We start from the raw sequence: 25885 nt of genomic DNA on the forward strand, positions 1-25885 counted from the left end.
TCGGATGCTAACACTTTCGTCGCAAACCCTTACGACGCTGTAATTTGGCGACACAATTGCAAACAGCCGGCAATCCCCGTGCGCGGTACTTATACGGAAACCAACGGAGATCATCATGCTGAAGCTCATTGCTGTCGCCGGCGTCACCGCCCTGCTGGCCGGCTGCGTCGTCGGGCCGGACGCCGGATACGGCTACGGGCCGACCTACTATTCCGATCCGGGCTATGCGTACGGCCCGGCCTACGCGCCTTCGCCCGTGTATGGCACGGTCAACATCTGGGGCGGCGGCGGACGCGACTGGGACCGCGACCGTCGCGGCTGGGATCGCGGACGCGACGGTTGGAATCGCGACCGCGGCGGTTGGGACCGCGACCGCGGCGAGCGCGCGCGTCATGGCGGCTGGGGCCGCGGCGACGGACGCCGCGCCGACTGGAATGATGGCGGCGGAAACGGCCAGGGCAACGGCGGCGGCCATCGCCACTGACGCAATTGCAACCGTTTGTATCCGCACACGCATCCCACGAGACGGATACGAACCGATCGACGACCGCCAAAAGACGAAGGCCTTCGCATCACTGCGAGGGCCTTTTGTCGTCCGCCCGCCCTGAGTCACGCAACGCCGGCAGAACCGAACCGGCTCAGTCTCAGACGCGTGCCGGCTTACCACCCCGCCGGCGGCGCATAGCCGCGCGCCACGGGCGCGCCGCATACGTACGCCCGCTGATAGCGGTCGTAGCAATAGCCTGCGCCGTCGTCGTCCTGATACTGCGCCTGCTGATAGGCCGGGTAGGCCGGTTGCTGGTAGGCCGGCGCCTGATAGTACGTCGGCGGCTGATAGGCTGGCGCCTGATACGCGGGCGCCTGATAGGCAACGGGCGGATTCATCGCCGACGTCACGATCGCGCCGAGCACCGCGCCGCCGATCAGCGCGCCAAGCACGGCGCCCCCGTCGCGGCCATGCGCGGACGCCGGGCCGGCCGCCGCCAATGAAGCGGCAACGACACATACTGCGGCAATCTTCTTCATGATGGACTCCCACGCGAAGTGGTACTGGATGCGATGCATTGTGGCTGCGCGCGCCCGTAATAGATGCAGCAAGTGGTAACGCGCCATCACGCATATCGCGCACACCGGAACGCGGCGCTGCCGTGCTACGATTTTCGGCACACAGGAGACGCCGTCATGCAGCCCGAAACCGCCCGCCGTTTCGATACCGAATTCGCGCCGCGCATCGCGCGGGCGATCGCCGCCTTCTTCGCCGAGCACGTTCACGCGGACGTCGTCCCGTACGGCGGGCACGGGCACCCGACGTGCGTGCAGATCCGCAGCGCGCCGCACGAACACGTGAGCGGCTTCGCGCATCCGCTGAACCTCGAACTGACGTGGGACACTGACGAAATCGAACGGCTGATGGAACCGGACGGCCCCGCCCGCTTCGAGCACTACCTGAGTGCGCTGCCGCGAAAACTGGACGCATGGCAAGGCGCGCGCGACATCGATCTCGCATCGCGCACCCAGGCCGATCCGCTCGTGCGACTGGGCGGCCTCGACTTCGAAGGCTGAATGCACGTGCCGGCCGGCGCCCGGTTGCGCAGGCGTCGCGCGATGCGTGCCGGTGATACACTCGACCGGTCCCGCGCCCGCGCGTCATTGACGGCCGGGCCGTTCATCGCCGCCTCCACCCGCGAGCATGGTTGCGCATGCAACCGCCTTGCAGGCGCGCGGCCAATCACGCTTTCGCTCCCGCCATGAACGCCGATACCGGCCTGCCGCTTCCCCAACGCTATTGGGCGATCGTCTGCGTCGCCCTGGGCATCACGCTCGCCGTGCTCGACGGCGCGATCGCCAACGTCGCGCTGCCGACGATCGCGCACGATCTGCACGCGTCCGACGCCGCATCGATCTGGATCGTCAACGCATATCAGCTCGCGGTCACGATCACGCTGCTGCCGCTTGCGTCGCTCGGCGAGCGCATCGGCTATCGACGCGTCTACATCAGCGGACTCGCGCTATTCACCGCAGCGTCGCTCGGCTGCGCGCTCGCCGGCTCGCTACCGGCGCTTGCGGTGATGCGCGTGATCCAGGGATTCGGTGCAGCCGGCATCATGAGCGTGAACGCGGCGCTGGTGCGGATGATCTACCCGTCGTCGATGCTCGGACGCGGGTTGTCGATCAACGCGATGGTGGTCGCGCTGTCGTCGGCGATCGGCCCGACCGTCGCATCGGCGATCCTGTCGTTTGCGTCGTGGCCGTGGCTGTTCGCGGTCAACGTGCCGATCGGCATCGCGGCGGTGTTCGGCAGCATGCGGGCGCTGCCGGCCAATCCGCTGCACGACGCACCGTACGACTTCCCGAGCGCACTGATGAACGCATGCGTGTTCGGCCTGCTGATCATGGCCGTCGACGGGCTCGGTCACGGCGAGCGCCATGCGTACGTCGCAGCCGAGCTGGCCGTCGCGTTCGGCGTCGGCTATTTCTTCGTGAAGCGGCAGCTGTCGCAACCGGCACCGCTGCTGCCGGTCGACCTGATGCGCATTCCGATGTTCGCGCTGTCGATCGGCACGTCGGTCGCATCGTTCACGTCGCAGATGCTCGCGTTCGTCGCGCTGCCGTTCTGGCTGCAGAATTCGCTCGGGTTCTCGCAGGTCGATACCGGCCTGTACATGACCCCGTGGCCACTCGTGATCGTGTTCGCCGCCCCGCTCGCCGGCGTGCTGTCGGACCGCTACTCGGCCGGCATCCTCGGCGGCATCGGGCTCGCGCTGTTCGCGGCCGGGCTGCTGTCGCTCGCGACGATCGGCGCGCATCCGGGCACGGTCGACATCGTGTGGCGCATGGCGCTGTGCGGCGCGGGCTTCGGGCTGTTCCAGTCACCGAACAATCGCGCGATGCTGTCGTCGGCGCCGCGCGAGCGCAGCGGCGGCGCGGGCGGGATGCTGAGCACCGCTCGGCTCACCGGGCAGACGCTCGGCGCCGCGCTCGTCGCGCTGATTTTCGGGCTCGCGCCCGACCGCGGTCCGACGATCGCCCTCTATGTCGCCACGGCGTTCGCGGCGGTCGCCGCGGTGGTCAGCATGCTGCGGATCGCTTCGCCGCGGCCCGATGCGGCGAAGTAACGCGACGCGCGCAGCCGCGGCCACCGTGGCCGTCACTGCGCTCACGCTGCAAGCATCAGGCGTCACGCGCCGTCGAGCGCGTCCGTCACGAAGCGCACACGCGCCTTCACGCTGGCTCGCGGCAGCTCGATCAGCCGATACCCGTACGCCGTATAGCAGTCGACCATCGCTTCGTACGTGCGCACGGCTTCCGCGAAATCCTGCCGGCGTTCGGTGTCTTGCGCGTAGATCTCGGGCCACGGCGGCGCGATGAACACGCGCCGGTGATAGCGAAAGCGACGCGCGGCGGCCTCCGCATGCGCAGGCACCGGCAGCCCTGTCAGCCTGAGATAGCCGATCACGTCGGGCACGCCGCGATCGAAGAACACCGGCCCGCGCGCGGCGCCTGCGAGATGGTACGAGCGCATTTCCCAAGTCAGCATCAGTTCGGCGAACGCGGCGCGGTCGCGCCACGGCAGCGCCGGGCCATCGATCGCCATCTGGTCGCGGATCACGCCGCGGCCGGCCTCGTGCGAACGCGCGAAGCCGCCGCGCTCCAGCGCATCCACCAACGAGCTCTTGCCCGAGCCGGGGCCGCCCGTGACGACGAAAAAGCGCTGACACGCATCGTCCGCGCCGCTGCCGTCGCCCGCGCGCTCAGACATGTGCGGGTCGCCGGCCCGCGCGCTGCGTGACCGATGCGGCCGCCGCGACGCTGCGCAGGTCGGCGACGAACGTATCGCGCCATACCGATAGATCGTTCTTGCGCAGCTGCGCGAGGTTGTCGCGGTGCCGCGCCTGCCGCTCCGCGAGCGGCATCGACAGCGCGCGCTCGAGCGCGTCGGCCATCTGCGACAGATCGTACGGATTCACGAGCAGCGCGCCGCTCAGCTCCGCCGCCGCACCGGCGAACTCGGACAACACGAGCACGCCCGGATCGGCCGGGTCCTGCGACGCGACGTACTCCTTCGCGACGAGATTCATCCCGTCGCGCAACGGCGTCACGTAGCCGACCTGCGACATCCGGAAGAACGCCATCAGCAGGTTGCGCTCGTACTTGCGGTTGAGGTACTGGATCGGCGCCCAGTCGAGCTGCGAAAAGCGGCCATTGATGCGGCCCGCTTCGCGTTCGAGCGTTTCGCGGATGCGTTGGTAGGTCTGCACGTCCGAGCGCGTCGGCGGCGCGATCTGCACGAGCGAGACCCGGCCCTGCCAGCCCGGCGCGTTCGCAAGCATCCGCTCGAACGACTGGAAGCGCTCGACGAGCCCCTTCGAATAGTCGAGCCGGTCGACGCTCATCACGAGCTTGCGGCCATCGAGCGCATCGCGCAGCATCTTCACCGGCTTGCGCGAGCCGTACTGCACGGCCGCCTCGGCGATCGCATCGGGGTGCACGCCGATCGGATAGGCGGCGACTTTCACGACGCGGCCGTGCGCGTGCAGCATCCCGTCGTCGCTGGCCGCGCCGATTCCCCGCCGCTCGATGTAGTCGGTAAACGCCTGCTTGTCGGCGTCGGTCTGGAAACCGGCGACGTCGTACGCGCACATGAACTTCACGAGTTCCTCGTGCGGCGGCACGAGCCGCAGCACGTCCGGCGACGGAAACGGAATATGCAGGAAGAAGCCGATCGGATTTTTCACGCCGAGCTCGCGCAGGCAATGCGCGAACGGCAGCAGATGGTAGTCGTGCACCCAGATCAGGTCATCGGGGCGCAGCAGCGCGGCAAGCTGCTTCGCGAGCATCGCGTTCACGCGCAGATAGCCCGCATACTCTTGCCGGTCGAAGCGGGCGAGATCGCCGCGGTAGTGGAATACCGGCCACAACGTCGCGTTCGAGAAGCCGCGGTAGTACTGGTCGTAGTCGCGTCGGGTCAGCCCGACCGTCGCATACGTGACGTTGCCGTCCCGCTGGATCGCGGGGGCGGCATCGGGCGCACCGACGATCTCGCCGTTCCAGCCAAACCACACGCCTCCGGTGTCCTTCAGCGCGTCCATCACGCCGACCGCGAGGCCTCCGGCGCTGGGGCGCGTGTCCTCGCCGACGGCGACACGGTTCGATACCACGATCAATCTGCTCATGCGGCTTTCCCTCCTCGATTCGATTGGCTGACGCGCGGCGCGCGCCAGGGCGGCGCGGCGGTCCGGGGACGGCCGCGCGGCGATTCAGATGTGAGCGATGCAACAAAGAGCGCAATGAAATGCGGCAGCGGAATGCCGTGGCGACGGGCTCACGCGTCCTGCTCCTGACCGAGGTCGCGCTGATAATCGAGCCCTTCGGGGCGTGCGCCGCCCTGGTTGTGATCGCCGTCGGACGGCGTGTCGTCGGGCGTACCGGCAGGCAATGCCCCCGGCGCGTCGGTCTGCGGACGCGCGCGCTCGGCGTCGGCGTCGGGTCGCCGCGGAGCAAGCCGTTTCGGACGGCGCATGGCTGGGTGTCTCATATGCAGTGCGGCTCGGAGCCGTCGTTGAAACATTCCATGACAATTGAGTTTAGGGCGCTAACGCGCACTTCAAGGTAACAATTACCTTCAATTTGTAACGATTCGACCCCTGCCGCGCGGTCTGTCCGACAATAGCGCCGCGCGTACGCGCGCGAGCCGCACACTGCCGATTTGTCAAAGCTTTGCAATTTTCTTCCGACGATTGCGAAACAATGACGCGGCAAGGGGGCGCGCATGCGTCGCCGCTCACCCAGACAGGACTTGCACTCAGGGATGAACATGCGTTTCGAACCGCCGCGCCGGGCCATGCCGGCGCGCATCGCGCTGGCCGCGCTCGCCGCGGCTGCACTGCTGTCCGGCTGCAACTCGCTGTACAGCGAAGGCGCAACGGCCGGCGCCGGTATCGCGGGCGCCGCGATCGCTTCCAAGGTCACCAACAACGCAGCCGTCGCAACCGGCATCGGTCTCGGCGCCGTAGCCGGCGCGCGCGCGGGCGTCCAGTACACGCAGCGCGTCGCGCACCGCTACACGCAGGAACAGATCGCGAAGGCGGCCGGCCCGCTCGACGTCGGCGGTGTCGCGCCGTGGTCGACGCACCACTCGTTCCCGATCGAGGACGACGAGCAGGGCCGCGTGACGGTCAGCCGGATGATCAGCATCGGGCCGCTCGACTGCAAGGAAATCGTGTTTGCGGTCGACACGCCGGCGAAGGCCGACAAGGCCGCGCAATCGGCGTTCTACGTCGCGACGATCTGCCGCGACGGTCCGGTGTGGAAATGGGCGTCGGCGGAGCCCGCAACCGAGCGCTGGGGCGCGCTGCAATGAGCGGCGCGATCCGTCTCGCGGCGCTCGGCGCGCTGTGCGCGGCCAGCGTCGCGCTGTCGGGCTGCGGCTCGGTCGGCGCGGCAAGCGGCGCGCTCGCCGGCGCGGCGACGGGCCTCGTCACCGCGAACCCGGCTGTCGGCGTCGGTGTCGGCATCGCCGTGCAGGCGGCGACCGACGAGGCCGTCAACCGCACGATGAAGCAGCTCCATCAGAACCAGCAGGACGCGATCGCGCAGGCGGCGGGCGGCCTGGCTGTCGGCGAAGCGAAGCCGTGGAAGGTGAAGAACACGCTGCCGCTCGAAAACGGCGAGGGCGAAGTGCGCGTCACGCGCGCTTATTCGACGGCGCTCGCGCTATGCAAGGAATTCGCGTTCTCGGTGAAGGACGGCGACAAGGCCGACTGGTATTTCGCGAATGCGTGTCAGCAAGGCACGCACTGGAAGTGGGCATCGGCGGAACCGGCCGTCGACCGGTGGGGCAGTCTGCAATAACGACGACGGCGCGAGGCGCGGCGCCCGAATACACGCGCTGCGCAGGTGGACGATGACGTATGCCGGGCCTCGCGGCCCGGCCCGTCGATCAGGACTCGACGTCCTCGAGGCTGAAGATCTCGGTCTGGTCGTTGTAGGAGAAGATCTCGCCGTAACGGCCCCAGTCGATCACCGCGTCGAGCGTTTCCTCGGCTGCGCCGTCCGACAGGAAATCCTCCAGCTCCTGCTCGAACCGCACGCGCGGCGCGCGATGGCCCGGCCGTTCGTTCAGCACCTTCTTGATCCGCGCGGCGAGCGGCACGTGCTTCAGCAGATGATCCGCGAACATCAGCTTGCGTTCCTGCGTGCCGAATTCGGCGAATACGCGCCCCGGCGGCGTCAGGAACACGTCGCCTTCGCGTACGTCCGCAAAACCGAGGTACTGCAGCACTTCTGCGATCGGGAACAGGTCGTCCACTTCAAGGTGCAGGGTACGCGCGATTTCCGGCATGTCCGCGCGGCCGTGGTACGGCGCCATTGCCAGCGTCTCGATCAGGCCGGCCATCAGGTTCGTCGACACTTGCGGCAGCCAGCTGCCGAGCTCCAGCCCCTTCTTCGTCGTCTCGCCGATCTGGCGCGCGGTCATCTTCGCGTAGATGTCGTCGACGAGCTTGCGGAACGCCGGATCCAGCCGGTTGCGCGGATGCTTGAACGGCACCTTGATCTCGGCGATCACGCGGCCCGGGTTCGACGACAGCACGAGAATCCGGTCGCACATGAACACCGCTTCCTCGATGTTGTGCGTGACGATCAGCACCGACTTGATCGGCATCCGGCCTTGCGTCCACAGGTCGAGCAGGTCGGTACGCAGCGTCTCGGCCGTCAGCACGTCGAGCGCGGAGAACGGCTCGTCCATCAGCAGGATCGTCGGATCGACGACGAGCGCGCGTGCGAAGCCCACGCGCTGCCGCATCCCGCCCGACAGTTCGCGCGGATACGCGTTCTCGAAACCGTCGAGGCCGATCAGGTCGATCGCGGCGAGCGCACGCTCGCGCCGTTCGCGCGCGCCGACGCCGAGCGCCTCGAGCCCGGCTTCGACGTTCTGCAGCACGGTCAGCCACGGGAACAGCGCGAAGGTCTGGAACACCATCGCGACGCCTTCGGCCGGGCCGCGCAGCGGCTTGCCGAGATACGTGACTTCACCGCCGGTCGGCTCGATCAGCCCCGCGATGATCCGTAGCAGCGTCGATTTGCCCGACCCGGAGCGGCCGAGCAGCCCGACGATCTCGCCTTCGCGCAAAGACAGGTTCGCATCGTCGAGCACGAGCAGCTCGCCCTGCGTCTTGTTGAAGCCGCGGCTCACGTGGTCGACGCGCAGGATTTCGTCGCCGAGGCGCGGCGGCTGAAGCGGCTGGGACGTCTGGACAGGGGCGTTTACAGCATTCGGATTGTGCATCGCGTTTCGCTCTCAATCGGTCTCAGTCGAGCCGCAGCTTCGCTTCGGCGAAGGCATACAGCGGGCGCCACAACAGGCGGTTGAACAGGGTAACGAACAGGGACATCACGGCGATGCCCAGGATGATCTTCGGGAAGTCGCCGGCGGCAGTGGTCTGCGCGATATACGCGCCGAGGCCGTGCGCCTCGATCCGGGTCGTGCCCCACTGCACCGCTTCCGACACGATGCTCGCGTTCCACGCGCCGCCCGACGCGGTAATCGCGCCGGTCACGTAGTACGGGAAGATGCCGGGCAGAATCGCCTGCCGCCACCATTGCCAGCCGCGGATCCGGAAGTTCGTCGCCGCCTCGCGATAGTCGTTCGGATAGGACGTCGCGCCGGCGATCACGTTGAAAAGGATATACCACTGCGTGCCGAGCACGATCAGCGGCGACAGCCAGATGTCGGCGTTCAGGTGAAAGCGTGCGATCACGATCACGAACACCGGGAACAGCAGGTTGGCCGGGAATGCGGCGAGGAACTGCGCGAGCGGCTGCAGCTTCTCGGCGAGCTTCGGGCGCAGCCCGATCCACACGCCGACCGGCACCCAGATCACCGACGCGATCGCAATCAGCACGACCACGCGCAACAACGTGATCAGCCCGAGCATGATCACGTGCCCAACCTCGGCCATCGTCACGCCGGTCGCGACGAAGCTGACGACACGCCACACGATGTACGCGGTGCCGGCCAGCAACAGCGCCGCCCATGCGATGTCGACCGTGCGCGACGCCTTCTTCTCGACTTTCGGCAGCGTAAAGCGCATCGCCCCCGACAGCGGCAGGCGCAGCGGAACCCGCGCGGCCTTCGCGAAGAACCAGCCGGCTGGCACGAGCAGCTGATGAATCAGCCGCGTGCGGCGCACCAGGTCGAGCAGCCACGATTGCGGCGCGTCGCCCGACGCGGTGTTCTCCATCCGGAACTTGTCGGCCCACGCGATCAGCGGCCGGAACAGCAACTGATCGTACGCGAGGATCACGACGGTCATCGTCAGGATCACCCAGCCGATCGCGCCGAGGTTCTTGTCCGAGATCGCCTGCGCGAGATATGCGCCGATGCCCGGCAGCGTGATCGTCTGGTTGCCGACGGTGATCGCCTCCGACGCGACGACGAAGAACCAGCCGCCCGACATCGACATCATCATGTTCCAGATCAGCCCCGGCATCGAGAACGGCACCTCGAGCTTCCAGAACCGCTGCCACGACGTCAGATGGAAGCCGCGCGACACTTCGTCCAGATCGCGCGGCACCGTGCGCAGCGACTGGTAGAAGCTGAACGTCATGTTCCATGCCTGGCTCGTGAAGATCGCGAAGATCGCGGCGAGCTCGGCGCCGAGCACGCGGCTCGGAAACAGCGCGAGGAAAAACGTGACCGTAAACGAGATGAAGCCGAGCACCGGCACCGATTGCAGGATGTCGAGGACCGGGATCAGCACCATGCCCGCACGGCGGCTCTTGGCCGCGAGCGTGCCGTACACCAGCGTGAACGCGAGCGACGCGACCATCGCGGCGAGCATCCGCAGCGTGGTGCGCAACGCGTATTCGGGCAGGTTCGCCGGATCGAGCGAAATCCTCTGGGTCTGGAGGGTCCCGATCGGCGCCATCGTTTCATGGAAGCCGACAACTGCCATCGCGATCAGGCAGATGATCAGCGGGAACGCGATGAAGTCCCATCGGTTCGGCAGGACGCGCCACGCGGACGCGTTGGCGGTCCGGTTCGGATTGAAGAATCCGACGTCCATCAGGCGCCCTCCCCGGTAAGGCCGAACGAAGCCGGCAGACGATGTTGATTCATGGCAAAGCGCACGGGCGCGGTAATTCGACGCGGTAATTCGATTGATTCACGATTTCACGCCGGCGCGACGCGCCGTGCGTTCAGGCTGCGCCCCGGCAGGCCGAGTCGGGCCGCGACGGCACGACACTACACCAACCTGTATTTCAGGTTCAACCGTCCGGGGCCAGGCGCGGCGCCGGGCGGCGCACGGATCGTGCCCGGCGCGCGTGCGGACGGCGCGCGGCGCGGTGCGGAGCAGCCCGGCCGCAGTCTGTCGGCCGGCATGCAGGCCCCGAATTATGCCGTGATCCGGGCCGGCCGGGAACCCGGCAGCCGCACATGGGCGCAAACCGGGCCGGCCGTCAGCGGACGGTCAAGCGAAGCAGGTATGATCGGGGCTGGCCCCCGGCATCGGTCGACCGACCGCCGCCGGGCATCGACCGACCAGCGGGAGGAAGGGAATGGCAGGAAATTTGGTGATCGTCTGCCGCGATCAGGACGCCGATGCGTTCTACGAGCTGATGCAGGAATACGGGTCGTTCCAGACCCGGCTGTCGTCGACGGCGTGGTACCTGAACATGAACGTGGTGCCGGAATCGCTGCAGGAGGAAATCCTGGAGCGCCTCGGCCGCTACACGACCGTCTATATCTTCGAGGCCACGAGCGTGACCTACAACACCATCGACAGCAACGCCGCCGAAACGCTCGGCACACTGTTCGGCGAATGATACCGCGCGGCGCCTGCCGGGCAGGCGCCGCATTGGCCGCTTACGCGGCCTGCGCGTGAGGCTCGTCCTTCGGCACCACGTCGAACGGAAACGTCATCGCGACGCGCAGGCCGCCCTCGGGACGGTTGCCGATCTCGCAGGTCCCGCCTAGCCGTTGCACGAGCCGCTCGACGATCGCGAGCCCGAGCCCGCTGTGGCCGTTCCCGCCGCGCGCAGGGTCGAGCCGCACGAACGGCCGCGTCGCGGCCGCCAGGTCGCGCGGCGCGATCCCGCCCCCGCTGTCACTGACCGACAGCACATAACCGGCCGGCGTGCGCGCCGTCTCGACCAACACGGGCGGCGCACCATACGCATGCGCGTTGTCGAGCAGGTTCGACAGAATCCGGTCGAGCGTCGCGGTCGGCAGCCGGAAGGCGCCGTCCGCGGCCAGATGCGTCTCGACCGGCGGCGCGTTCGGCGCGACCGCACGATAGCTGCGCGCAATCCGCTCGCAGGTCTGGTCGACCGGCACCGGCTCGCTGCGATCGGCTCCGCCGTGCGCGAACACGAGGAACTGGTCGACGATGTGCGACATCGAGTCGACGTCGCGCACGACGCCATCGCGCAGCCGCGCGTCATCCATCATCTCGGCGCGCAGACGCATCCGCGCGAGCGGCGTGCGCAGGTCGTGCGCGACGCCGGCCAGCATCACCGCGCGGTCGTTCTCCGCTTGCGACACCTGCTCGACCATCTGATTGAAGCCGTGCGTGAGCTGGCGCAGCTCGCGCGGCCCGCGCTCGCGCAGCGGCGGCACCGGCTGGCCGCGGCCGAAGCGCGCGACCGCGCGCGCCAGCGAGCGCAGAGGCTGCTGCAGCTGCCACGCCGCGAACAGAGCGGCGATCACGCCAGCCGAAAAGATCGTGCCGAGCCACAGCAGCATCCGGTCGAGCGAACGCGGCGGGCGCAGCGGCTGCACCGGCACGACGATCCAGTTCCGGTCGGTCGGCTCCTTGACCCACAGCACCGGCGGATGGCCCGGCGCGCCGATCGCGACCTGCGTGCCCGGCGGCATCCGGTCGCTCACGTCGTCGCGGAACCGCTTCAGCGGTGCCGGCAGGTTGGACGCGTCGCCCTTCGGGACGTCGGGGCTGTCCGGCGCCACGAGCCGCACGCGCGACGGCAGCGGCTGGTCCGGCGTGCGCTCGACGTGCTGGCGCACCGCATCGACGAGGAACGCGGCCTCCTCGACCGCGTAACGCGTCTGCATCTGGTGGCGCTCGAGCCGCATCGCGAAGAACCACGCGAAGTGGGACAGGAGCAGCACGCCGACGACCAGCAGGGCCAGTCGCCCGAACAGTGAATCAATGGGTTTGCGCATGGGCCTCGCCGTCGGGCACGAATACGTACCCGCGCCCGCGCACCGTCTGGATGAAGCGCGGCGTCGACGGATCCGTTTCGAGGATGCGGCGCAGTCGCCACACCTGGACGTCGATGCCGCGATCGGTGCCGTCGTACTCGGGCCCGTGCAGCAGCTCGAGCAGTCGCTCGCGCGTAAGCGTGCGCAGCGCGTGGTTTACGAAGATTTTCAGCAGCGCGAATTCGCTGCTCGACAGGGTTGCCGGCTTGCCGTCGACCGACAGCGTGCGCGCCTGGAAGTCGAGCACGAAGCGGCCGAACGCGAACGGCTCGCGCTGCTCGGGCGCCGCAGCCGAAGGCGTCGCACGGCGGCGGCGCAGCACGGCCTGCACGCGCGCAAGCAGCTCGCGCGGATTGAACGGCTTGCCGAGGTAGTCGTCCGCGCCGAGTTCGAGGCCGACGATGCGGTCAACGTCGTCCGCGCGCGCGGTCAGCATGATCACGGGGATGTCGTCGCCGGCCGCGCGCAACTGGCGCAGCGCGGTCAGGCCGTCCACCCCCGGCATCATCAGGTCCAGCACGATCAGGTCGGGCCGCTCGCGCTCGAGGCGCTTCTCGAGCGACGCCGCGTCGTGCAGCACGGACACTTCCATCCCCTGGCGCACGAGATAGTCGCGCAGCAGGTCTCGGAGTTCTTGGTCGTCGTCGACGATGAGGATCTGGGTAGTCATGGCTGGAAGTTTAGCGCGCGAGCGCGGAGTCGAAGAACGATACAAAGGTGCGAAAGGGTTACTGCGGGTTACCGCGCAAGGGAACTGTAATGCTCGGTAACCCGGCGGCGATCCCGCGTAACACCGGGCCGGGGGTGCACCGCTAACCTGCGTCTTACCGGATGCGGCATGCGGACCACCCCGCGCACCGTATCGCCGGACCTTTCGATTCAAGGAGTTTCCGAAATGTATAAGAAGACTTCCCGCGTGGCCATTGCGGCCGCCACCGTGCTCGCACTCGCATTCGGCGCCGCGCATGCCGCGCAGCCCGACGACATGCCGCCGCCGGGCGGCCCCGGCATGCACCAGATGCACCCCGGCCATGAAGGCGGCCCGTTCGGCGTGCTCATGAAACTGCACGACCAGCTCAAGCTCAACGCGTCGCAGGAACAGCAGTGGCAGACGGCCGTCAACACGATGAAGCAGAACCATGAAGCGATGCGCAAGAGCCACGAGCAGATGCGCGAGCAATTCAAGGCGCAGCAGAATCAGCCGATCCTCGACCTGAACGCGATGCATGCGGCCCGCCAGCAGGCCGAGCAGCAGAACGCGCAGCTGCGCGAGCAAAGCGCGGCCGCATGGCTGGCGTTCTACAACGGGCTGAACGACCAGCAGAAGACGACGGTCAGCACCGCGCTCAAGCAGCAGTTCGCGCAGATGGAGCAGCGTCACGAGAAGATGAAGCAACGCTGGGAGCAGCACCGCGCGGCCAAGGCCGCGTCGGCACCGGCGCAGTAAGCCGGCTGGCCGCCTTGCAGGGCGGCTTCGAGGGGGACGCGGGCGCCCGGGCCGCGTCCCCTTTCATTTCACGCGACGTCGAACAGCAGCACCTCGGCCGCGCGGCCACGTGCGAACGCGACCGTGTCGACGCCCGCGATCCGCACACCGTCGCCGGCGGCCAGCGCATGTCCGTTGACTTCCACGTCGCCGCGCGCGACATGCACGTAGGCCTGGCGCGCGACCGGCACGTCGAATGCGGCTTCCTCGTCGCCGTCGATCAGCCCGGCGAAGATCCGTGCGTCCGCGCGCAGCGGCAACGCGCCGTCGTCGCCGTCCGACGATGCGACGAGCCGCAAGCGGCCGCGCTTGGCGGCGTCGGCGAAATGCCGCTGCGCATAGCCCGGCCGCCCGCCGGGTTCGGCCGGCTGCAGCCAGATCTGCAGCAGGTGCAGTGCGCGATCGCGCGACGCGTTGGTCTCGCTGTGCACGAGGCCCGTGCCCGCACTCACCCGCTGGACGCCGCCGGCGCGTACGATCGCGCCATTGCCAAGGCTGTCGCGATGCGCAAGTGCGCCATCCAGCACGTACGTGACGATTTCGAAATCCCGGCGCGGCTGCATGCCAAAGCCGCGGGTCGGCGCGATCCGGTCCTCGCACAGCACGCGCAGCGCGCGGAACGGCGGATGCTGGGTTGCCGCGTGGCCGGCGAGCGGGAAGCTGTGGCTCGATTCGAGCCAGCCCTGACGCGTATGGCAGCGGTCGGCGGCGCGGCGGATCTGGAACATGGGGCGGCACTCCGGCAGGCGGGTATTCTTGGTTCGGGTTTACCTGCACTCTAGGGGCGCGCCGTGCGCGCCACAATCCGCCGCCCGCGCACCGCATCGTTGCATTCACGCGCCCAATCGGCGCAATACTCGTTGTGAATACCACCACCGCAGCAACAGCCGGTTCGAGGAATCGATCGGTTGTGCCGGATTGCCGTTTTCCGGGTATCGCGTTCGGGTAAAATACCGCCCTTTTGGCGTCCGCCCGTCCGGCGGATGCCGTTGCCAGCGCGCCGAAACACGAATTTTGGCCGTCTAGAATACGCCGCGGCGCCCGACACGACCGGCCGCGAGCGCCCCCCGGAAGTGAGCGACAACAGCATGGAAATGAAGAAGGCCGCCCTGTGCGCCGCCCTCGCCCTCGTGGCGGGCAGCGCCTTCGCGAAAGAGTGGAAGACCGTGCGAATCGGCGTCGATGCGAGCTACCCGCCGTTCGAGTCGACCGCGCCTAGCGGCGAGATCGTCGGTTTCGACGTGGATCTCACCAAGGAAATCTGCAAGCGGATCAACCTGAAGTGCGTGTGGGTCGCGCAAGATCTCGACGGAATCATCCCGGCGCTGAAGGCGAAGAAGTACGACGTCATCGTGTCGTCGCTGACCGTCACGGACAAGCGCCGCGAACAGATCGACTTCTCCGACAAGGTGTACGACGCCCCCGCGCGGATGATCGCGAAGGCGGGCTCGCCGCTGCTGCCGACGGTCGCGTCGCTCAAGGGCAAGCGCGTCGGCGTCGAGCAGGGTTCGACGCAGGAATCGTACGCAAAGGCGTACTGGGAACCGCAGGGCGTGACGATCGTGCCCTACCAGAACCAGGACCAGGTCTATGCCGATCTCGGCTCGGGCCGCCTCGATGCGACGCTGCAGGACGAGCTCCAGGCCGACTACGGCTTTCTGCGCACGCCGCGCGGCAAGGGTTTCGCATTTGCCGGACCGGAAGTGAAGGATCCGAAAACGATCGGCGACGGCACCGCGATCGGCCTGCGCAAGGAAGACACCGATCTGAAGCTCAAGATCAACAAGGCGCTGGCCGACATGCACAAGGACGGCACGTACGACCGGCTGTCGCACAAGTATTTCGCGTTCAGCGTCTATTCGGCTCGCTGAGCTGCAACGATGGGAGCGGATGCGGGGGCGGCCCCGCGTCCGGGCAACACAGGCAGTCAACCGCGCGCCGCCCGCCCGATCGCCCGACGCTTCGCGCGACGGGCCTGACCGGCACCGATGCCGGGGGCGGACGGCGATGATACGCACGGGGGCGTTCCGCGCAGCATGGCGGGCGCGTCTTTCCGGGCGCACCGCGTGCGCCCTCCGGGACCACACCAGGGACCACATATGTTTCTACAAGGCTACGGCCCGCTGATCCTCGCCGGCACCTGGCAGACCGTCAAACTGGCGGTGCTTTCGCTCGCGCTGTCGTTCGTGCTGGGCCTGCTCGGCGCGGGCGCGAAGCTGTCGCGCAACCGCTTCACGAACGGCGTCGGCACCGTCTACACGACGCTGATCCGCGGCGTCCCCGATCTCGTGCTGATGCTGCTGCTGTTCTACAGCCTGCAGATCTGGCTGAACGTCGCGACCGACGCGCTCGGCTGGGACCAGATCGACATCGACCCGTTCCTCGCGGGCGTGCTCGTGCTGGGGTTCATCTACGGCGCATATTTCACCGAGACTTTCCGCGGCGCGTTCCTGTCGGTGCCGCGCGGCCAGCTCGAGGCCGGCAGCGCGTACGGGATGACCAACTGGCAGGTGTTCACGCGCATCATGTTCCCGCAGATGATGCGCTTCGCGCTGCCGGGCATCGGCAACAACTGGCAGGTGCTCGTGAAGTCGACCGCACTCGTGTCGATCATCGGCCTCGCGGACGTCGTGAAGGCGTCGCAGGACGCCGGCAAAGGCACGCTGCGGTTCTTCTTCTTCACGCTGATCGCCGGCGCCGTCTACCTCGCGATCACGACGATCTCGAATTTCGTGCTGATGTGGCTCGAAAAGCGCTACTCGACCGGTGTCCGCAAGGCTGACCTATGATCGAACTCATTCAAGAATACTGGCGCAACTACCTCTACACCGACGGCTTCCGGATCACCGGCGTCGCGATCACGCTGTGGCTGCTCGTCGTGTCGATCGGCCTCGGCTTCTGCCTGTCGGTGCCGCTCGCGGTGGCCCGCGTGTCGAAGAAGAAGTGGCTGTCGGGCGCCGTGTGGCTGTACACGTACGTGTTCCGCGGCACGCCGCTCTACGTGCAATTGCTGCTCTGCTACACCGGCCTCTACAGCCTGCAGATCGTACGCGGCACGCCGTTGCTCGATGCGTTCTTCCGCGACGGCATGCACTGCACGCTGCTCGCGTTTACGCTGAACACCTGCGCATACACCACCGAGATCTTCGCGGGCGCGATCAAGGCGACGTCGTACGGCGAGATCGAGGCCGCCCGCGCGTACGGGATGTCGACCTTCACGATGTATCGCCGAGTGATCCTGCCGTCCGCGTTGCGCCGTTCGCTGCCGCTGTACAGCAACGAAGTGATCCTGATGCTGCACGCGACGACCGTCGCGTTCACCGCCACCGTGCCCGACATCCTGAAGATCGCGCGCGACGTCAACTCGGCGACGTACATGTCGTTCCACGCATTCGGCATCGCCGCCCTGCTCTATCTCGTGATCTCGTTCACGCTCGTGTGGCTGTTCCGCCAGGCCGAGCGTCGCTGGCTCGCGTATCTGCGCCCGCAAGGCAAGTAAGTTTCCGCAGGAATATTGATGAATTCCCAGACTCAAAAGCTTTTCGTCGACGATCTCCACAAGCGGTACGGCGACAACGAGGTGCTCAAGGGCGTGTCGCTGAAGGCGAACTCGGGCGACGTGATCAGCGTGATCGGCTCGTCCGGTTCCGGCAAGAGCACGATGCTCCGCTGCATCAACTTCCTCGAGCAGCCGAACGCGGGCCGCATCTTCGTCGACGGCGAGGAAGTCCGGACCGCGCTCGACAAGACGGGCGCGCTGCGCGCGGCCGATCCGAAGCAACTGCAGCGCGTGCGCACGAAGCTGTCGATGGTGTTCCAGCACTTCAATCTGTGGTCGCACATGAACGTGATCGAGAACGTGATGGAAGCGCCCGTCAACGTGCTCGGAATCCCGAAGAAGGAAGCCGAGGATCGCGCGCGCGAGTATCTCGAGAAAGTCGGCCTCGCGCCGCGCGTCGAAAAGCAGTATCCGTCGCACCTGTCGGGCGGCCAGCAGCAGCGCGTCGCGATCGCGCGCGCGCTCGCAATGCATCCGGACGTGATGCTGTTCGACGAACCGACTTCCGCACTCGATCCGGAACTCGTCGGTGAAGTGCTGAAGGTGATGCAAAAGCTCGCCGAGGAAGGCCGCACGATGATCGTCGTCACGCACGAGATGGGCTTCGCGCGCAACGTGTCGAACCACGTGATGTTCCTGCACCAGGGGCGCGTGGAAGAAGAAGGCGTACCGTCCGAGGTGTTCGCGAATCCGAAGAGCGAGCGCCTGCGCGCGTTCCTGTCGGGCAGCCTGAAGTAACGCGCCGCGCGTTACGCAGCACGAGCGGGCGCCATCCGGCGCCCGCTTTGCGTTTACGCGGCGTCGACCGGCGCGGCGTGGGCGAACGCGCGCAGCGCGTCGCCCGCGAGCCGGTAGCGTACCCATTCGCTCTGCGGCGCCGCGCCGACGCTTTCGTAGAAGCGGATCGCGGGCTCGTTCCAGTCGAGCACGCTCCATTCGAAGCGCCCGCAGCCGGTGTCCACCGCGATGCGCGCGAGCGCCTTCAGCAGCCGCAGCCCGGCGCCCGCGCCGCGAAAGCGCGGCGATACGTACAGATCCTCGAGATACAGCCCCTGGCGGCCGAGCCACGTCGAATAAGAGAAGAAATACACGGCGAAGCCGGCCGGTTCGCCGTCGACCTCGCAAATCAGCGCGCGCGCCGGCGTGTCCTCGCCGAACAGGCTGCGCTCGAGCGATGCGTGCGTTGCGATCACTTCATGCTCGGCCTTCTCGTAGATGGCCAGCTCGGTGATGAAACGCAGGATTTGCGGCACGTCGGCGACGGTAGCGGAACGGATGTCGATTTGCACGATTGGGGCCCTCCCCGGCCCGGGCTGAATACGGAATGCGGCGCCCGCGATCGCGGGTGGCGCAGGCCAAGTCGACATGCTACGGTCACGCCTGAACTGCAGGAAGTGCAGTTTCTTCATCGAGACATGAACATGATGCATCCCGACCTGCGCCGGCTCGACCTGAACCTGCTGCTTGCGTTCAACGCGCTGTACCGCCACCGGTCGGTCGCCGCGGCCGCCCACGAGCTGGCGATGAGCCCGTCCGCGCTGAGCCATGCGCTCGCGCGGCTGCGCGATGCGATCGGCGACGCTCTGTTCGTGCGGCTCGGCAACGAGATGCAGCCGACCGTGCGCGCCGACGACATTGCCAGCTGGGCCGGCGACGCGCTCGACACGATGTCGAAAGGGCTTGCCCGCGCACGCCGCTTCGATGCGGCGCAAAGCGACCGCACGTTCGTGTTCGCCGCGACGGACTACACGGCATTCGCCGTGCTGCCCGCATTGCTCGCGCGCATCGAGCAGGTCGCGCCGCGGCTGAAGATCCGCGTCGTTCATTCGGACCGAAAGATCTCGATCGACGAGCTCGCGGCCGGCCGGATCGATTTCGCGCTCGGATACCACGAGGAATCGGCCGCCGACGCGCCTGGCATCGAGGATTTCGACTGGTTCTCTGACGACTACGTGGTCATTGCGAGCGCCACGCACCCGGACATCCGCCGGCGGCTGACGCTCGACCAGTATCTGGCCGCGCGACACGCGGTCGTCACGCCGTGGAACGAGCCGCGCGGCGTAGTCGACTACGTGCTGGACCGGCTCGGTCTCGCGCGGCAGGTCGCCGTGCAACTGCCGACCGTGCTCGCCGCCCCGTTCGTGATCGCGGAATCTGCGCTGCTGATGACGGTGCCGAACCGCGCCGCACAGACGCTGCGCGGTGCGGCGCCGATCCGCATTTTCCCGGCGCCGTTCGAGATTCCGCGCTACACGATCAAGGTGTACTCGCACGCGAAGCATGCGCGCACCGACGCGCACCGCTGGCTGCGCGCGCAGTTGCTCGCTGCACGGCCGGCGCTCGATTGAGGCCGGGACGCTCGTGCAGCAGCCGGCGGCACCCCTGAGCCACTCGCGTTCAGCGCGCCGCACGGCGCCTCCGAAGCGTCGTCAATTTATTACGAAATACTTACCAATTCGCACCGAGACGCGCTTACGCTGGCAGCCGCCACGTCGTCAATAGTGGCAATCCTTGACCCACGCTCGCCGAAACCGTGTCTGCCTTGTCGGACAAGGGTTTTCCTGCCCCCGACGCCCCGTCCGGCGCCCACCGCGCACCGTGTTGCATGGCAAATTGGCGACACGTGTTAGTCAAACAACGATTTCCGTCGCCACAAAATTGTATTTTTGCTAAATTAGTAACCAAAGTAGCAAAACGAAAGTCGTGAAATGTAGTTTAGCTTCACGACACAACAAGGAGACCCCGCAAGCCGACCCGGCCGCGCGGGACCGCTCAACGGTTTTCCGTCCGCTTGCCCGCGTGCCGCGCTTACCGGCCCTGCACGAGGTCTCCCTGGTTATCCCGCTTTTCGCTTTTGCCCGACGTTCGCTGCGCCGGGCATCTCGTGCAGTCTGGGTTGACTTTTTGACAGGGTATGGAGGAGATGATGAAGAAAGCTTTGGTCGCGGCCGCGCTGATGGCTGCTGGGGTGGTTACGGCGCACGCGCAGAGCAGCGTGACGCTGTATGGTCGCCTGGATGCCGGCCTTGAGTACCTGAACGGCCTGCAGAACGGCCACCAAGTGCGCGCGGAAAGCGGCGACTGGGGCACGAGCCTGTGGGGCTTGAAGGGCAGCGAAGACATCGGTGGCGGCAACAAGATCCTGTTCCACCTCGAAGGCGCGTTCAACACGATGACGGGCGGCTTCAGCGGCTCGATCTGGGATCGTTTCGCGACCGTCGGCATCTCCAACGACCGCTACGGTACGCTGCTGCTGGGTCGCGAACTCGCGATCGCGAACGGCGTGTGGGACTTCGATCCGTTCGGTCAGTCGGCATGGTCGACGGCATCGCTCGTGCGCGGCCGCAACTGGAACAAGACCAGCAACAACGTGTCGTACCAGTCGCCGTCGCTGTATGGCCTCGACTTCTACGGCCAGTTCTCGTTCTCGAACTCGACCAGCTTCAACGGCAATACGACGGCCGGCCAACCAGGCCGCGCCATGGGCGGTCAGGTCACCTATACGAATTCGCTGTTCCAGTTGCGCGGCATCTACGACGAAACGCGCGACAGCAACGGCCGCTTCTCGGACGTGTTCAACTACTCGCGCGAATACTTCGCCGGCGTGAACGTGTTCCTCGGCCAGTTCAAGCTTCAGGCGGCTTACCAGGCATCGCACGCCGACGGCAGCGGCGGCCCGGCGGTCAACGCCGGCGTGACGGGCACGCAACAGGTCTGGGGCGGCGTGACGTGGCAGGCAACGCCGGCCGCAGCGCTGATCGCGGCGGTGTACCACGTGAACGCGAACCACGGCGGCGGCAACGCGAACATCTACACGGTCGGCGGTTCGTACAACATCTCGAAGCGCACGCTGTTCGACGTCCAGGTCGCGACGGTGCGCAACAGCTCGACGGCCAACTTCGGCCTGAACGCGAACGGTGCAGGCACCGCCGTGTCGACCGGCAACCCGCATCCGGGCGGCAGCCAGACCGGCGTCTACGCCGGCATCCAGCACCTGTTCTGATCAGGCGCCGTTCAGAGAACGAATCGACAACACTTTCCACGCTGCTGCGAGAGGCGCGTATCGGTGCGGTACCCACCCGGGTATCGCACCTTTTTTTATTGGCGGGCCATGCTCGCGCATCCCGCGGCCCGCGGCCCGCGCGATTCAAGCCGCTGGAAAGCGGCCAGGAAGCGAGCGCCGCGCAACCGAATGAACGGGCGCGATCCTCAGACCGCCGCTTCGTTCTCTTCGCCGGTGCGGATACGGATCACGCGCTCGACGTCCGACACGAAGATCTTGCCGTCGCCGATCTTGCCGGTGCGGGCCGCACCGATCACCGCGTCGATCACCTGATCGACCTGCGCTTCCGCGACGACCACCTCGATCTTCATCTTCGGCAGGAAATCGACGACGTATTCGGCGCCGCGATACAGCTCGGTGTGCCCCTTCTGGCGGCCGAAGCCCTTCACTTCCGTCACGGTCAGGCCCGTCAGGCCCACTTCGGCGAGCGCTTCGCGGACTTCGTCCAGCTTGAACGGCTTGATGATGGCTGTGATGCGTTTCATGATGGCTGTCCCTCAATGCTCGTTTGGATGGAAAATCGCGGTCCCGATTGTAAGCCGTAAGTGTAAGCCCGAGCCGGCCGCGGACGGCGCGTCTCGACTCAGCCGAGACGCTCGGTAAAGCGTGACGTGATCGGATAGCGCCAGTCGCGCCCGAACGCGCGGTGCGTGACGCGAATCCCGATCGGCGCCTGGCGGCGCTTGTATTCGTTGACCTTGATGAGCCGCGTCACGCGCGCGACGTCGGCCTCCGCATAGCCGGCCGCGACGATTTCGGCAAGCGGCCGGTCCTCCTCCATATACATCTGCATGATCGCGTCGAGCACGTCGTACGGCGGCAGGCTGTCCTGGTCCGTCTGGTTCTCGCGCAGCTCCGCCGATGGCGCGCGGGTAAGGATCCGCTCGGGGATCACGTCGCGCGAGCCGTAGTCGGCCGTTGCATTGCGATAGCGGCACAGCCGGTAGACCTGCGTCTTCGCGATGTCCTTGATGACCGCGAAGCCGCCGGCCATGTCGCCGTACAGCGTGCAGTAGCCGACCGCCATCTCGCTCTTGTTGCCGGTGGTCAGCACGATCGAGCCGAACTTGTTCGACAGCGCCATCAGCAGCGTGCCGCGGATGCGCGCCTGGATGTTCTCTTCCGTCGCGTCCTCCGCGCAGCCCGCGAATTCGCTCGCGAGCGCCGCCCGGAATGCGTCGAACATCGGCGCGATCGCGATCTCGTCGTAGCGCACGCCGACGCGCCGCGCCATCTCCGCCGCGTCGGTGGTCGAGATGTCGGCCGTGTAGCGCGACGGCATCATCACCGCGCGTACGCGGTCGGGCCCGAGCGCGTCGCACGCGACCGCGAGCACCAGCGCCGAATCGACGCCGCCCGACAGCCCGATCAGCGCGCCGGGAAAGCCGTTCTTGCCGATGTAGTCGCGCACGCCGGTCACGAGCGCGCGATAGACCTGTGCGTCGAGCGGCAGCTCGGGCGCGATCTTGCCCGGCAACGGCCGCGCACCGTCGAATTCGACGATCGCGTGGCCTTCGTCGAACTGCGGCATTTTCGCGACGAGTGCGCCGTCGCCGTCGAGCACGAACGAACCGCCGTCGAACACGAGCTCGTCCTGCCCGCCGACGAGGTTCACGTACACCATCGGCAGCCCGGTTTCGCGGATTCGCGCGCGCAGGATGTCGACGCGCAGCGCTTCCTTGTTCATGTGGTACGGCGAACCGTTCGGGATCAACAGCACCTGCGCGCCGGCGGCCTTCGCGATCTGCGCGGCCGACGCATGCCAGGCATCCTCGCAGATGATCACGCCGTATCTGACGCCGTTCAGCTCGAACACGAGCGGCTCCGTGTCGGTCGCGAAGTAACGCTTCTCGTCGAACACGTCGGCGTTCGGCAGATCCTGCTTGCGGTAGGTGCCGACGATCTCGCCGCCGACGATCAGCGACACCGCGTTGTAAGTGTCCGACGGCGGCACGCCGCGCTCGATCGGGCGGTTTGCATTACCATCGACGGCGGGCGCCTGCGCACCGCTGCCCGCACCGCGCAACGGATGGCCGACCAGCACCGCGAGCCCGTCGAACGCGCGCAGCGCGTCGGCGAGCGCATCGAGCGCGGCGGCGGCGGCCGTGTAGAACGCGGGGCGCAGCAGCAGGTCTTCCGGCGGATAGCCGGACAGCGCGAGTTCGGGCGCGACCATCAGTTGCGCACCATCGTCGTGCGCGGCGCGGGCGGCCGCGACGATACGCGCGACGTTGCCGGCGAAATCGCCGACGGTGACGTTGATCTGGGCGAGAGCGAGTCGGGTCTTCATGACGGGATCGGCGCAGCCCCGCGGCGCGCCTCGAATGGCTGACGAAATCGTCCCGGATGCGAGCCAAGGCGGCACGCATCCGGCGGCATCCAACGGTACGGATTCACGCTTGAAACACGAACGCATCGATTATCGCACGGGCATCCTGTCGTCCCCCGCCGAGGTGCCGGCCGACGAATGGAACGCGCTGCTCGAGCAGGACGCGCAGCCAACGCCGTTCCTGCGCCACGAGTTCCTCGACGCGCTGCACGTCGCACGCTGCGCGGTCGACGACACCGGCTGGTCGCCGCACTTCGTCACGCTCACCGACGCGCACACGGGCCGGCTCGCGGCTGCGGCGCCCGTCTACGCGAAGCAGCATTCGTACGGCGAATACGTGTTCGACTGGGCGTGGGCCGATGCGTACCAGCGCAACGACTTGCCCTATTACCCGAAACTGCTGTGCGCGGTGCCGTTTACGCCCGTGCAAGGCACGCGCCTGCTCGCGGCCGACGACGACGCGCGGCGCCGGCTCGCGGCCACGCTGCTCGCGTTCGCGGAGCAGAGCGACGTATCGTCGCTGCACGTGCTGTTCCCGACCGGCGACGAAGCGCGGCTGCTCGAATCGATGGGGATGATGCTGCGCGAAGGCGTGCAGTTCCACTGGCTCAACGACGGCTATCGCGACTTCGACGACTTCCTCGGCACGCTCGAACAGAAGAAGCGCAAGAACATCCGTGCAGAACGGCGCAAGGTGCGCGACGCGGGCGTCACGTTCCGGCAGCTCACCGGCGATCGAATCACCGATGCCGACTGGCGCTTCTTCTCGCGCTGCTATCGGCAAACGTACCGCGAACACTATTCCAGCCCGTATCTGAATCTCGACTTCTTCCGCGCGATCGGCGCAACGATGCCCGAGAACCTGCTGCTCGTCATCGCTGAAGCCGACGGCCAGCCGATCGCAAGTTCGCTCGCCGTCTACCGCCGCGGCGCGAACGGCCGCGGCGGCACGCTGTATGGCCGCTACTGGGGTGCGCTCGGGCACGTGCCCTGCCTGCATTTCGAAACGGCGTATTACCAGTTGCTCGAATTCTGCATCGAGGCCGGGATCGACACGTTCGAAGGCGGCGCGCAGGGCGAGCACAAGCTCGCGCGCGGCTTTCTGCCGACCGTCACGCATTCCGCGCACTGGCTTGCGCATCCGGCATTTTCCGATGCGGTCGCGCGCTTTCTCGAACGCGAGACCGAGCATATCCACGCGTACGTCGACGAACTGCGCGAACACGATCCGTTTCGGCGCGGCCGGTGACGGTCGCCAATCGCATCGCGCGCGGCGTGAATTCTGAGACACTGGCGGCTTCGCATCCCGCCACCTCGCCATGTCCTGGTTCCTGTATCTGATCGAGTGCGCCGACGACAGCGTCTACACGGGCATCACGACCGACGTCTCCGCGCGCTTCGACGAGCATGCGTCCGGCAAGGGCGCGCGCTACACGCGCTCGCGCAAGCCGCGCGCGGTGCTCGCGTCGTTTCCGCTGCCCGACCGCTCGATCGCGTCGCGCGCCGAGTACTGGGTGAAGCGGCTCACGGCCGCGCAGAAGCGCGAGCTGGCGGCCGGGATACGCACGCTCGATTCGGTGTTGCCGGTCGGGATGTCGATCGCCGCGCACATCGACGCGAGCGGTTTGCCAGCCGGCCCGCGCGCGCGGAAAGCGCAGGCGAAGCCAATGCAGGCCGGCGACGTCGCGGCCCAGGCGGCCGAAACGAAACGGACGGCGAAGAACACGGCAAAGGCGGCAAAGACGGGCGATGAGCGAACAACGTCCGGGTCCGCACCGACAAAGGCCGCCAAACGCGTGCAATCGGCACCGGCTCCCGCAAAGGCCAAGGGCGCAACAGCGGCGCCACGAGCGAACACCGGCGACGACGCCGAAGCCAGGAAAACCGCGTCGCGCCGGACCGCGGCGAAGCAAGACAAGCCGGCCGCGCGCGCAGCGTCGAAACGAACGATGCAGGCGACCGGCGGCAAGCCCGCAGGCAACGAACATGCCGGCGCCACGCCCGCGCCGGCGCGCCGCCGCACGTCGCCGCGAGCGACTCGTGCCGAAACCGTCGAAGCCGGTGGTCCTGTCGCCGCCACGCGCGGCGCAACGCGTGCGCCGCGCACGAAAGCCGCACCCGATTCCACATCGGACGCCGCCGCCGTGCGTGCGCCCGTCCGCGCTCGCAAGAAAGCCGCCGCACGGGCGGCTGCACGCACAAAACAAAACCGCGCGGCCTCCTGA

General features: G+C 67.4%; 27 protein-coding genes. 15 read left to right on the forward strand and 12 right to left on the reverse strand.

The genetic code is table 11. The features are described from left to right. Positions 1-115: 115 nt before the first annotated feature. Positions 116-484 (forward strand): hypothetical protein, encoded by a 369-nt coding sequence (locus WK25_RS11580; RefSeq protein WP_059546314.1) that lies wholly within the window; start codon positions 116-118, stop codon positions 482-484. Between the two features lie 176 nt (positions 485-660). On the opposite strand, the gene WK25_RS11585 is transcribed toward WK25_RS11580, so the two are convergent. After that, complete coding sequence (locus WK25_RS11585) at positions 661-1026, reverse strand: hypothetical protein (protein WP_040144766.1); 366 nt, start codon at positions 1024-1026, stop codon at positions 661-663. 156 nt (positions 1027-1182) lie between these two features. Between WK25_RS11585 and WK25_RS11590 the strand changes: the two genes are divergently transcribed. Together WK25_RS11590 and WK25_RS11595 are read left to right on the forward strand one after the other, a co-directional pair. Continuing rightward, the gene (locus WK25_RS11590) at positions 1183-1563 is read left to right on the forward strand and encodes a DUF5594 family protein (RefSeq protein ID WP_040144767.1); all 381 of its coding nucleotides are present in this window, start codon (positions 1183-1185) and stop codon (positions 1561-1563) included. A 185-nt stretch (positions 1564-1748) separates the two neighbouring features. Further along, positions 1749-3116: an MFS transporter gene (locus WK25_RS11595; RefSeq protein WP_059546313.1), complete on the forward strand. Its 1368-nt coding sequence runs from the start codon at positions 1749-1751 to the stop codon at positions 3114-3116. A 62-nt stretch (positions 3117-3178) separates the two neighbouring features. Here the strand turns inward: WK25_RS11595 and WK25_RS11600 are convergent, their stop codons facing one another. The 3 genes from WK25_RS11600 to WK25_RS11610 all read right to left on the reverse strand — a co-directional run bounded on the left by WK25_RS11600 (position 3179) and on the right by WK25_RS11610 (position 5521). Next, positions 3179-3760 (reverse strand): AAA family ATPase, encoded by a 582-nt coding sequence (locus WK25_RS11600; RefSeq protein ID WP_069241622.1) that lies wholly within the window; start codon positions 3758-3760, stop codon positions 3179-3181. Then, positions 3753-5174 (reverse strand): alpha,alpha-trehalose-phosphate synthase (UDP-forming), encoded by a 1422-nt coding sequence (gene otsA / locus WK25_RS11605; RefSeq protein ID WP_069241623.1) that lies wholly within the window; start codon positions 5172-5174, stop codon positions 3753-3755. The genes WK25_RS11600 and otsA overlap by 8 nt, the downstream gene beginning before the upstream one ends. 149 nt (positions 5175-5323) lie before the next feature. Further along, positions 5324-5521, reverse strand: a complete 198-nt coding sequence (locus WK25_RS11610) for a hypothetical protein (protein WP_040141355.1) — start codon at positions 5519-5521, stop codon at positions 5324-5326. Positions 5522-5809: 288 nt separating this feature from the next. On the opposite strand from WK25_RS11610, the gene WK25_RS11615 reads away from it, so the two are divergent. Together WK25_RS11615 and WK25_RS11620 are read left to right on the forward strand one after the other, a co-directional pair. After that, positions 5810-6361 (forward strand): hypothetical protein, encoded by a 552-nt coding sequence (locus WK25_RS11615; protein ID WP_040141356.1) that lies wholly within the window; start codon positions 5810-5812, stop codon positions 6359-6361. Beyond that, complete coding sequence (locus WK25_RS11620) at positions 6358-6852, forward strand: hypothetical protein (protein ID WP_069241624.1); 495 nt, start codon at positions 6358-6360, stop codon at positions 6850-6852. Before WK25_RS11615 ends, WK25_RS11620 begins: the two co-directional genes overlap by 4 nt. 88 nt (positions 6853-6940) lie before the next feature. On the opposite strand, the gene WK25_RS11625 is transcribed toward WK25_RS11620, so the two are convergent. After that, positions 6941-8287: an AAA-associated domain-containing protein gene (locus WK25_RS11625; protein ID WP_040141358.1), complete on the reverse strand. Its 1347-nt coding sequence runs from the start codon at positions 8285-8287 to the stop codon at positions 6941-6943. 22 nt (positions 8288-8309) lie between these two features. Further along, positions 8310-10067 carry an ABC transporter permease gene (locus tag WK25_RS11630; RefSeq protein WP_069241625.1) on the reverse strand — a complete coding sequence of 586 codons (1758 nt, stop codon included), beginning with the start codon at positions 10065-10067 and terminating at the stop codon, positions 8310-8312. Between the two features lie 493 nt (positions 10068-10560). Here WK25_RS11630 and WK25_RS11635 point away from each other — a divergent pair, with 493 nt between their 5' ends. Then, positions 10561-10827 (forward strand): hypothetical protein, encoded by a 267-nt coding sequence (locus WK25_RS11635; protein ID WP_027786765.1) that lies wholly within the window; start codon positions 10561-10563, stop codon positions 10825-10827. A 40-nt stretch (positions 10828-10867) separates the two neighbouring features. Here WK25_RS11635 and WK25_RS11640 read toward each other — a convergent pair whose 3' ends face one another. Both WK25_RS11640 and WK25_RS11645 read right to left on the reverse strand, forming a co-directional pair. Further along, complete coding sequence (locus WK25_RS11640) at positions 10868-12184, reverse strand: ATP-binding protein (RefSeq protein ID WP_040141360.1); 1317 nt, start codon at positions 12182-12184, stop codon at positions 10868-10870. Next, positions 12168-12893, reverse strand: a complete 726-nt coding sequence (locus tag WK25_RS11645; RefSeq protein ID WP_039319657.1) for a response regulator — start codon at positions 12891-12893, stop codon at positions 12168-12170. The genes WK25_RS11640 and WK25_RS11645 overlap by 17 nt, the downstream gene beginning before the upstream one ends. Positions 12894-13118: 225 nt before the next feature. Here WK25_RS11645 and WK25_RS11650 point away from each other — a divergent pair, with 225 nt between their 5' ends. Beyond that, positions 13119-13670: a periplasmic heavy metal sensor gene (locus tag WK25_RS11650; RefSeq protein WP_040141361.1), complete on the forward strand. Its 552-nt coding sequence runs from the start codon at positions 13119-13121 to the stop codon at positions 13668-13670. 68 nt (positions 13671-13738) lie between these two features. On the opposite strand, the gene WK25_RS11655 is transcribed toward WK25_RS11650, so the two are convergent. Next, the gene (locus WK25_RS11655; RefSeq protein WP_069241626.1) at positions 13739-14437 is read right to left on the reverse strand and encodes a pirin family protein; all 699 of its coding nucleotides are present in this window, start codon (positions 14435-14437) and stop codon (positions 13739-13741) included. A 366-nt stretch (positions 14438-14803) separates the two neighbouring features. On the opposite strand from WK25_RS11655, the gene WK25_RS11660 reads away from it, so the two are divergent. The 4 genes from WK25_RS11660 to WK25_RS11675 all read left to right on the forward strand — a co-directional run bounded on the left by WK25_RS11660 (position 14804) and on the right by WK25_RS11675 (position 18006). Beyond that, positions 14804-15580, forward strand: coding sequence for an ABC transporter substrate-binding protein (locus WK25_RS11660; RefSeq protein ID WP_069241988.1), 777 nt, complete (start codon positions 14804-14806; stop codon positions 15578-15580). Positions 15581-15808: 228 nt separating this feature from the next. Next, positions 15809-16498 (forward strand): ABC transporter permease, encoded by a 690-nt coding sequence (locus WK25_RS11665; protein WP_040141364.1) that lies wholly within the window; start codon positions 15809-15811, stop codon positions 16496-16498. Next, positions 16495-17208: an ABC transporter permease gene (locus WK25_RS11670; protein ID WP_040141366.1), complete on the forward strand. Its 714-nt coding sequence runs from the start codon at positions 16495-16497 to the stop codon at positions 17206-17208. Before WK25_RS11665 ends, WK25_RS11670 begins: the two co-directional genes overlap by 4 nt. An 18-nt stretch (positions 17209-17226) precedes the next feature. Then, positions 17227-18006 (forward strand): ABC transporter ATP-binding protein, encoded by a 780-nt coding sequence (locus WK25_RS11675; protein ID WP_069241627.1) that lies wholly within the window; start codon positions 17227-17229, stop codon positions 18004-18006. A 53-nt stretch (positions 18007-18059) separates the two neighbouring features. Here WK25_RS11675 and WK25_RS11680 read toward each other — a convergent pair whose 3' ends face one another. Next, entirely contained in the window at positions 18060-18557 is a 498-nt protein-coding gene (locus WK25_RS11680) for a GNAT family N-acetyltransferase (protein WP_040141369.1), read from the reverse strand. A gap of 132 nt (positions 18558-18689) precedes the next feature. Here WK25_RS11680 and WK25_RS11685 point away from each other — a divergent pair, with 132 nt between their 5' ends. Further along, positions 18690-19616 (forward strand): LysR family transcriptional regulator, encoded by a 927-nt coding sequence (locus tag WK25_RS11685; protein ID WP_069241989.1) that lies wholly within the window; start codon positions 18690-18692, stop codon positions 19614-19616. 575 nt (positions 19617-20191) lie between these two features. After that, positions 20192-21271 carry a porin gene (locus tag WK25_RS11690; protein ID WP_040144770.1) on the forward strand — a complete coding sequence of 360 codons (1080 nt, stop codon included), beginning with the start codon at positions 20192-20194 and terminating at the stop codon, positions 21269-21271. A gap of 206 nt (positions 21272-21477) precedes the next feature. Here the strand turns inward: WK25_RS11690 and WK25_RS11695 are convergent, their stop codons facing one another. Both WK25_RS11695 and WK25_RS11700 read right to left on the reverse strand, forming a co-directional pair. Continuing rightward, positions 21478-21816 (reverse strand): P-II family nitrogen regulator, encoded by a 339-nt coding sequence (locus tag WK25_RS11695; RefSeq protein WP_006398637.1) that lies wholly within the window; start codon positions 21814-21816, stop codon positions 21478-21480. A gap of 98 nt (positions 21817-21914) precedes the next feature. Then, positions 21915-23621, reverse strand: coding sequence for an NAD+ synthase (locus WK25_RS11700; RefSeq protein WP_069241628.1), 1707 nt, complete (start codon positions 23619-23621; stop codon positions 21915-21917). Positions 23622-23730: 109 nt separating this feature from the next. Between WK25_RS11700 and WK25_RS11705 the strand changes: the two genes are divergently transcribed. Continuing rightward, the gene (locus WK25_RS11705) at positions 23731-24909 is read left to right on the forward strand and encodes a GNAT family N-acetyltransferase (RefSeq protein ID WP_059548851.1); all 1179 of its coding nucleotides are present in this window, start codon (positions 23731-23733) and stop codon (positions 24907-24909) included. A 70-nt stretch (positions 24910-24979) separates the two neighbouring features. Further along, complete coding sequence (locus WK25_RS11710) at positions 24980-25885, forward strand: GIY-YIG nuclease family protein (RefSeq protein ID WP_069241629.1); 906 nt, start codon at positions 24980-24982, stop codon at positions 25883-25885.

Origin of the sequence: Burkholderia latens (assembly GCF_001718795.1) — a bacterium.
Classification (GTDB): domain Bacteria; phylum Pseudomonadota; class Gammaproteobacteria; order Burkholderiales; family Burkholderiaceae; genus Burkholderia; species Burkholderia latens_A.

Bases quoted from the DNA above. Each gene is read 5' to 3' on its own strand.
- WK25_RS11580 (WP_059546314.1), top strand. From the start codon at position 116: ATGCTGAAGCTCATTGCTGTCGCCGGCGTCACCGCCCTGCTGGCCGGC.
- WK25_RS11585 (WP_040144766.1), bottom strand. From the start codon at position 1,026: ATGAAGAAGATTGCCGCAGTATGTGTCGTTGCCGCTTCATTGGCGGCG.
- WK25_RS11590 (WP_040144767.1), top strand. From the start codon at position 1,183: ATGCAGCCCGAAACCGCCCGCCGTTTCGATACCGAATTCGCGCCGCGC.
- WK25_RS11595 (WP_059546313.1), top strand. From the start codon at position 1,749: ATGAACGCCGATACCGGCCTGCCGCTTCCCCAACGCTATTGGGCGATC.
- WK25_RS11600 (WP_069241622.1), bottom strand. From the start codon at position 3,760: ATGTCTGAGCGCGCGGGCGACGGCAGCGGCGCGGACGATGCGTGTCAG.
- otsA (WP_069241623.1), bottom strand. From the start codon at position 5,174: ATGAGCAGATTGATCGTGGTATCGAACCGTGTCGCCGTCGGCGAGGAC.
- WK25_RS11610 (WP_040141355.1), bottom strand. From the start codon at position 5,521: ATGCGCCGTCCGAAACGGCTTGCTCCGCGGCGACCCGACGCCGACGCC.
- WK25_RS11615 (WP_040141356.1), top strand. From the start codon at position 5,810: ATGAACATGCGTTTCGAACCGCCGCGCCGGGCCATGCCGGCGCGCATC.
- WK25_RS11620 (WP_069241624.1), top strand. From the start codon at position 6,358: ATGAGCGGCGCGATCCGTCTCGCGGCGCTCGGCGCGCTGTGCGCGGCC.
- WK25_RS11625 (WP_040141358.1), bottom strand. From the start codon at position 8,287: ATGCACAATCCGAATGCTGTAAACGCCCCTGTCCAGACGTCCCAGCCG.
- WK25_RS11630 (WP_069241625.1), bottom strand. From the start codon at position 10,067: ATGGACGTCGGATTCTTCAATCCGAACCGGACCGCCAACGCGTCCGCG.
- WK25_RS11635 (WP_027786765.1), top strand. From the start codon at position 10,561: ATGGCAGGAAATTTGGTGATCGTCTGCCGCGATCAGGACGCCGATGCG.
- WK25_RS11640 (WP_040141360.1), bottom strand. From the start codon at position 12,184: ATGCGCAAACCCATTGATTCACTGTTCGGGCGACTGGCCCTGCTGGTC.
- WK25_RS11645 (WP_039319657.1), bottom strand. From the start codon at position 12,893: ATGACTACCCAGATCCTCATCGTCGACGACGACCAAGAACTCCGAGAC.
- WK25_RS11650 (WP_040141361.1), top strand. From the start codon at position 13,119: ATGTATAAGAAGACTTCCCGCGTGGCCATTGCGGCCGCCACCGTGCTC.
- WK25_RS11655 (WP_069241626.1), bottom strand. From the start codon at position 14,437: ATGTTCCAGATCCGCCGCGCCGCCGACCGCTGCCATACGCGTCAGGGC.
- WK25_RS11660 (WP_069241988.1), top strand. From the start codon at position 14,804: ATGAAGAAGGCCGCCCTGTGCGCCGCCCTCGCCCTCGTGGCGGGCAGC.
- WK25_RS11665 (WP_040141364.1), top strand. From the start codon at position 15,809: ATGTTTCTACAAGGCTACGGCCCGCTGATCCTCGCCGGCACCTGGCAG.
- WK25_RS11670 (WP_040141366.1), top strand. From the start codon at position 16,495: ATGATCGAACTCATTCAAGAATACTGGCGCAACTACCTCTACACCGAC.
- WK25_RS11675 (WP_069241627.1), top strand. From the start codon at position 17,227: ATGAATTCCCAGACTCAAAAGCTTTTCGTCGACGATCTCCACAAGCGG.
- WK25_RS11685 (WP_069241989.1), top strand. From the start codon at position 18,690: ATGATGCATCCCGACCTGCGCCGGCTCGACCTGAACCTGCTGCTTGCG.
- WK25_RS11690 (WP_040144770.1), top strand. From the start codon at position 20,192: ATGATGAAGAAAGCTTTGGTCGCGGCCGCGCTGATGGCTGCTGGGGTG.
- WK25_RS11695 (WP_006398637.1), bottom strand. From the start codon at position 21,816: ATGAAACGCATCACAGCCATCATCAAGCCGTTCAAGCTGGACGAAGTC.
- WK25_RS11700 (WP_069241628.1), bottom strand. From the start codon at position 23,621: ATGAAGACCCGACTCGCTCTCGCCCAGATCAACGTCACCGTCGGCGAT.
- WK25_RS11710 (WP_069241629.1), top strand. From the start codon at position 24,980: ATGTCCTGGTTCCTGTATCTGATCGAGTGCGCCGACGACAGCGTCTAC.